The 1,409-nt window shown below is 80.1% G+C and carries 1 pseudogene; it reads right to left on the reverse strand.

Annotated elements, in window-relative coordinates:
* Positions 1-1,409 (reverse strand): annotated as a pseudogene (locus tag ABZ371_RS32600) (serine/threonine protein kinase); the annotation flags it as partial.

Genomic DNA, 1,409 nt, shown 5'->3' on the forward strand with positions numbered 1-1,409 from the left:
ACCAGCTCACCCCTGCGGCGCACGACCGGCAGCCGGGTGGCGTCGGCGGGCGGCAGCGGCACGACGTCGGCGCCCGCCTCCGGCTCAGGGGCCGACCGCACCAGCGAGCGCAGCCAGCCGCGCAGCTCCTCGAAGTCGGGCCGCTCCGTGGGGTCCTGGCGCAGCAGCGACTCGACGACGGGGCGCAGCGGCCCGCAGTCCTCCGCGAAGGCGGGCGGCTCCGCACAGACCATCTGCACGAGTTCGGCCGCGTCCTCCTCCGGGTAGGGGGCGTGGCCCTGGACGGCGCGGTAGAGCAGGGCGCCGAGCGCCCACAGGTCGGTCGAGGGGCCGATGGGCGGGGCCAGCTGCCAGTTGTCGTGGACGGGCCCGGCCTGCTCGGGTGCCCAGCGTTCCGTGACGGCGCCGACCACGGCGATGCGGGCCTGCCGGGCGCGTTCGGCGGCGAGGGGCGTGGCGGGGCCTCGGTAGGCGGGCGTGTCGCCGCCTGTGGCGACGACCGAGTCCCAGCCACCGGAGGACGCCCGCGCCCCTACCGGCTGCGGCAGCCGGTCCGGCTCGACGGGTCCGCCGCCGCGCCGCCGCGAGTCCGCGCGCAGGGCGTCCTCCCCGGAGCGGCCGAATCCCGGGGAGCCGCCGGCGGGCACGGAGCGGCCGGCGCCGGGGCCGTCCCCCCAGGTGCCGGCGAGGTAGGCCCGCCGGCCGGGGGGCAGGAGCCCGGGGTCCTCCCCGTCCTCGGGCCCGTGGTCGTCCTCGTTGTCGTCATCGTCGTCATCGTCGTCGGACTCGTACACCAGCCCGTACGGAGCGTCGCCCGCCGGGCTCCAGGGCCCGGCCGGGGCCGGGCGCGTCCCGGCGTGGGGCACGGCGGGCTCTTCCTCCGGCTCAGCCTCGCCCGGCCGGTCGGCGTCCGCCGGGCCCTGCGGGGGCCGCTCCCCGAAGGCCGGGCCCACGTCCGGCCGGTCCGTGTACGCCGGACCCACGACGGGCCGGTCCGTGTAGGCGCGACCCTCCTCGGGCCGGTCCGCGTAGGCGCGACCCTCCTCGGGCCGGTCCGTGTTCGCCAGGTCTTCCAGCGGCCGGTCCGCGTACGCCGGGCCCTCCTGCGGTCGGTCCGCGTACGCCGGGCCCTCCGGCCCGCTCCCGGGTGGACGGCTCCCGTGAAACGCGCCCTCGCCCGGCCGGCCGTCGCCCTGCCTGGGTTCTTCCGGCCGGCCGTCGCCCTGCCGGGTGCCGTGCGGCAGGCTTTCGCCGGCCCGGGCCGCGGCCTGGGCACCCGCGCGGTAGGCGCCGATGGCACCGGCACGGGCGGCACGCAGCTGGGCCGCGCCGCCGGCTCCCTGTTCCGCCACGGGGACGGCCGGGTGCGCGGGCCGGGGAACGAGCTCCTGCCGGCCCGGCCCTCCGCC

Source organism: Streptomyces sp. NPDC005899 (assembly GCF_040629645.1).
Taxonomy (GTDB): Bacteria; Actinomycetota; Actinomycetes; order Streptomycetales; family Streptomycetaceae; genus Streptomyces.